This is a genomic window from Shewanella sp. SACH (assembly GCF_001887095.2).
Lineage (GTDB): Bacteria > Pseudomonadota > Gammaproteobacteria > Enterobacterales > Shewanellaceae > Shewanella > Shewanella baltica.
Map to the genome: position 1 here is coordinate 71,399 of NZ_MPDG02000001.1, position 4,656 is coordinate 76,054.

The 4,656-nt window shown below is 49.4% G+C and carries 5 protein-coding genes; 1 reads left to right on the forward strand and 4 read right to left on the reverse strand.

Annotated elements, in window-relative coordinates:
• On the forward strand, positions 1-1,028 hold a 1,028-nt coding region (gluP, locus tag BM607_RS00280), incomplete at its 5' end, for a glucose/galactose MFS transporter (RefSeq protein WP_249269533.1).
• Positions 1,029-1,129: 101 nt separating this feature from the next.
• Here gluP and BM607_RS00285 read toward each other — a convergent pair.
• The 4 genes from BM607_RS00285 to BM607_RS00300 all read right to left on the reverse strand — a co-directional run.
• Entirely contained in the window at positions 1,130-1,852 is a 723-nt protein-coding gene (locus tag BM607_RS00285) for a TorF family putative porin (protein ID WP_012588307.1), read from the reverse strand.
• 183 nt (positions 1,853-2,035) lie between these two features.
• Positions 2,036-2,401 (reverse strand): cupin domain-containing protein, encoded by a 366-nt coding sequence (locus tag BM607_RS00290; RefSeq protein ID WP_006085005.1) that lies wholly within the window; start codon positions 2,399-2,401, stop codon positions 2,036-2,038.
• Between the two features lie 30 nt (positions 2,402-2,431).
• Entirely contained in the window at positions 2,432-3,922 is a 1,491-nt protein-coding gene (locus BM607_RS00295; RefSeq protein WP_071939241.1) for a CoA-acylating methylmalonate-semialdehyde dehydrogenase, read from the reverse strand.
• A 69-nt stretch (positions 3,923-3,991) separates the two neighbouring features.
• On the reverse strand, positions 3,992-4,656 hold a 665-nt coding region (locus BM607_RS00300; RefSeq protein WP_140393421.1), incomplete at its 5' end, for an aminotransferase class III-fold pyridoxal phosphate-dependent enzyme.

A 4,656-nucleotide genomic window follows, 5' to 3' on the forward strand; every position in this document is an offset into this window, starting at 1 on the left:
CGGGTTTACTGTTTATCCCCGCCGCGGAAACCCAAATATTTGCCTTGTTCCTATTGGCCCAATTAGTGATGGGTGCAGGCCAAACCCTATTACAAACTGCGGTTAACCCTTATGTGGTGCGTTTAGGCCCTGAAGAATCCGCCGCTGCCCGCGTGAGCGTGATGGGCATTTTGAACAAAGGTGCGGGTGTGATTGCGCCTGTGGTGTTCTCTGCACTGATTTTAGACAGCTTTAAAGACCGTATCGGTACTGAGCTGACTAAAATTCAAATTGATGAAATGGCAGACGGTTTAGTATTGCCGTATTTAGGTATGGCGATTTTTATCGGCATTTTAGCACTGGCGGTAAAAAAATCCCCATTACCAGAATTATCCAATGAAGATGAAGCCGTTGAAAATACCGATAAAGGCCAACTTAAAGCGGCGCTGTCTCACCCTAACTTAGCCTTTGGCGTGTTGGCACTGTTTGTTTATGTGGCTGTGGAAGTGATCGCCGGTGATACTATAGGCACTTTTGCGTTATCACTCGGGGTTGAACATTACGGTGTGATGACCTCCTATACCATGGTGTGTATGGTGCTAGGTTACACGCTCGGTATCCTATTAATTCCTCGCTTTATTTCACAGCCTAAGGCTTTGATGGTGTCGGCTATTCTGGGTTTGTTACTGACATGCGGGATTTTGTTCGGCGACAATAACTCCTACGCTATCGCCAATGTTGTGTTAGTGCCTTTTGGTGGCGTTGCGCTGCCCGACACCCTGTTGATGATTGCCTTCCTTGGTTTAGCCAATGCGATCGTTTGGCCTGCAGTATGGCCGCTAGCATTGTCTGGGATGGGCAAATTGACCAGTACAGGTTCAGCGCTTCTCATCATGGGGATTGCTGGTGGCGCCTTTGGTCCAGTGTCTTGGGGCTTAATGAGCTCGGCGACTGATATGGGCATGCAGGGCGGTTATATTGTGATGTTGCCCTGTTATCTGTTCATCCTGTTCTACGCGGTGAAAGGCCATAAGATGCGTAGTTGGTAGACCAGTCAGCTTGAATAGCTAAAAAGAAGCCCTCGATGATGAGGGCTTTTTGTGTCTTAGTTTATCTAAGCGGTTCTTCCGAACTTTATACTAAGGCCAAATTAGAACGCGTAACTTACGCTAGCAAGCACGGTATCTGAGGTTTTGAATGCGCCATCAGAGACCTTTTGGTCGCCGCTAAGATCTGTGCCTAACCAAGCGAGAGAAAGCCCAAAGCCTGACAGTTCAGTCGATACGCCCACAGAGTAATCTGAGTAGCTATCAAAGCCTTCACCGTCATCCAAAGCATCACCAACGTTATAGCCGTAGTGCAGATCGAGACTCCAGTTTTCAACAAATTCATAGGAGTAGTTAAGCTCAGCATAGTGATAGTCTAAATCACTACCGCCGTAGTCATTGGTGTACCAGTAAGCGGCACGAAAGCCTTTATAATCCATGCCAGCTGTGACTTCAAAATAGCCAATGTCACTTTCGCCTGAGTAGTTATAACGGTTAAGGGTAATGTCGTAGGTCAGATCTTCGTTGATCTCACCGCCATAGGCGACATAGAAATCGTATTCGATAGCAGGGCCGTTATAACCTGGCTCATCAAAATCCACGTTACTTGCCCAAGCGCCGACAGAGAAACCTGAGTCGAAGCTCCAATCAATACCGCCTTGCAGGGCAGGATCGCCAGCGGTTTGTGAAACGCCGCGGAAACGATAGTCGTTAGTGAGACTAATTTCCCCTGTTACTTCGGCGGCGGCCATGCCGGAGAATAGGGTCGTGGTTAGCGCGAGTCCGACAAGCTGTACCAGCCGTTTTTTATTCAGATTGTTATACACGGTATTTCTCCCATTTTCTTTGTTGACTCGGACGTGTTACTGGCGGCCATGATTATTCAATTGCGCCAGTGCATCCGTTGGTTTGCCAAACAACAGCCTAGGAAAACCCGTTGCTGTGACCTCATGGCGAGTTATTGCTAAGATAACTTAGCTTTTTTGAGGCTAACATCAGCCTCGTTGATCTCACTTTTGTTCGAAAATGACGTAAACCTTGCGGCAGGGTTCCACAACTTCCCAAGTGCCTTGAAAACCCGCGGGTATAATAAACCTGTCGCCCACAGTGAACGTCTGCGATTGACCTTGAAGATCGGTAATAACACTTATCCCTTCGAGGATTTCGCAGTACTCGTATTCAGTGTAGTTTATTTTCCAAGCGCCTGATTCACTTTGCCAAATTCCACTGTGAAATTGATCACAAGGACTAGAATAATGATTCTCTAGCCCTTGAGTCGGATTGCCTGCTAACAACTTTTCCGTCGGTAACTGATAGGTTTCGATGGGTGTTTGCGCCGTAGCAAAGCGAATAATGGCGTTGATACTCACAGTCATTTGCGATTTCCTTGTTGAGCTGACATTCGGCTATTTCATCGTAGGCATTACAAACTCGGCTTGAGTCTGTTTACCCACGGGCCAGCGGGCAGTAATTGCCTTACGCTTGGTATAAAAACGCACGCCATCGGGGCCATGCATATGCAGCGGCCCAAACAGTGAACGCTTCCAACCGCCAAAACTGTGGAACGCCATCGGCACCGGGATCGGCACGTTCACCCCAACCATACCGACTTGCACGTGGTGACAGAAATGTCGGGCCGCTTCACCACTTTGGGTGAAAATCGCCGTGCCATTACCAAATTCGTGTTGGTTAATCAGCTCAAGCGCCGTCGGGTAATCTTTCACGCGCACAATCGCCAGCACTGGGCCAAAGATTTCTTCGCGGTAGATGCTCATATCTGGCGTGACATGGTCGAACAGACAGGCGCCGAGGAAATAGCCCTGTGGATTTTCTTCAACACTCAGTTTACGGCCATCGACCAGCAGCGCTGCGCCTTCTTGCACACCGGCTTCAACATATTGGGTGACCTTGGCAAGGTGCTGTTTTGAGATCAGCGGACCCATTTCCATCTCTGGCGTCAGGCCGTTGCCGACTTTTAAGCTTTGGATTTGCGGTAGCAGTTTTTCCACTAACGCATCGCCCACATCACCTACCGCGAGCACGACTGAAATCGCCATACAACGCTCACCAGCACTGCCGTAAGCTGCACCCATTAAGGCGCTAACGGCTTGATCTAAATCCGCATCTGGCATGAGTAACATATGGTTTTTCGCGCCGCCTAAGGCTTGCACACGTTTGCCATGTTTAGAGGCTGTGCTGTAGATGTATTCGGCAATCGGCGTTGAGCCCACAAAGCTCACCGCTTGCACATCTTTATGGGTGAGTAAGGTATCGACGGCTTCTTTGTCGCCGTTAATCACGTTAAACACGCCATCGGGAAGACCCGCTTCTTTAAGCAGCTCGGCAATCCGCATCACCGAGCTTGGGTCTTTTTCCGAGGGTTTCATAATAAAGGTGTTACCGCAGGCAATCGCGATTGGGAACATCCACATGGGAACCATCACGGGGAAGTTAAAGGGCGCTATGCCTGCGACAACACCTAAAGCTTGATTAACTGACCAAGAATCGACGCCGCCACCGACTTGCTGTGTGTGTTCACCTTTAAGCAAGTGCGGAATACCACAGGCAAATTCGACCACTTCGAGACCTCGGATCAACTCGCCCTTAGCATCGTCTATCACTTTGCCGTGCTCACGGGTGATAAGCTGCGCCATTTCATCTAGGTTCTGCTCAACTAAGGCTTTGAATTTAAATAGCACTCGAGCGCGGTTGAGCGGCGTGACTTGTGACCAGGTTTCAAAGGCGTTTTTTGCGATCGCGATGGCTTCGCCGACTTCGGTTTCGCTTGCCAGTGAGACTTGGCCACGTAGCTCACCCGTAGCGGGTTCAAAAATATCTTGGGTTCTGGTACTGGCAGGGGTGTGCTGACCATTAACAAAGTGAGTGATCTTGAGCATAGTTAACCTTTGAAGTTCCTCGCCGCAGCGGGGTGTTAAATGTGAGAGTGGAACGAACCGCTGGCACTATTATCCAACGGCGTTAATGGCATCGCTTAGGCTATTAACCATTTGGTCAATCTCGCGTTTATCGACAATCAGTGGTGGTGACATGGCAATAATGTCTCCCGTGGCTCGCACTAAAGTGCCGTGGCGGAAGCAGTGTTCAAACACGCCGTAACCCCGTTTACCCGCGCCTTGAGCGTTAGGGGAGAATTGAATCCCCGCAACTAATCCTGTGTTGCGAATATCAATCACATTCGGCAGCCCTCTGAGGCTGTGCACAGCGTCTTCAAAGTAGCGTTCAAGCTCAAGGCTGCGCTCGAATAATTGCTCATTCTCATAAATTGATAGGGTGGCGAGTGCGGCCGCTGCAGCGACTGGATGACCGGAATAGGTGTAGCCGTGGAAGAACTCAATCAGTTCATTAGGGCCTTGCATGCAAGTGTCGTGGATAAAATCTTGCACAAACACTGCACCCATTGGAATCGCACCGTTATTGATGGCTTTAGCCGTGGTGATAATGTCTGGAATAACGCCCCAACGCTGACTCGCGAAGGCGGCGCCAACGCGGCCAAAAGCGGTAATGACTTCATCAAAAATCAGTAGGATGCCATGCTTTTTAGTGATTTCACGCAGACGTTTTAAGTAACCTTGTGGCGGCAATATTACCCCAGCTGAACCCGACATAGGTT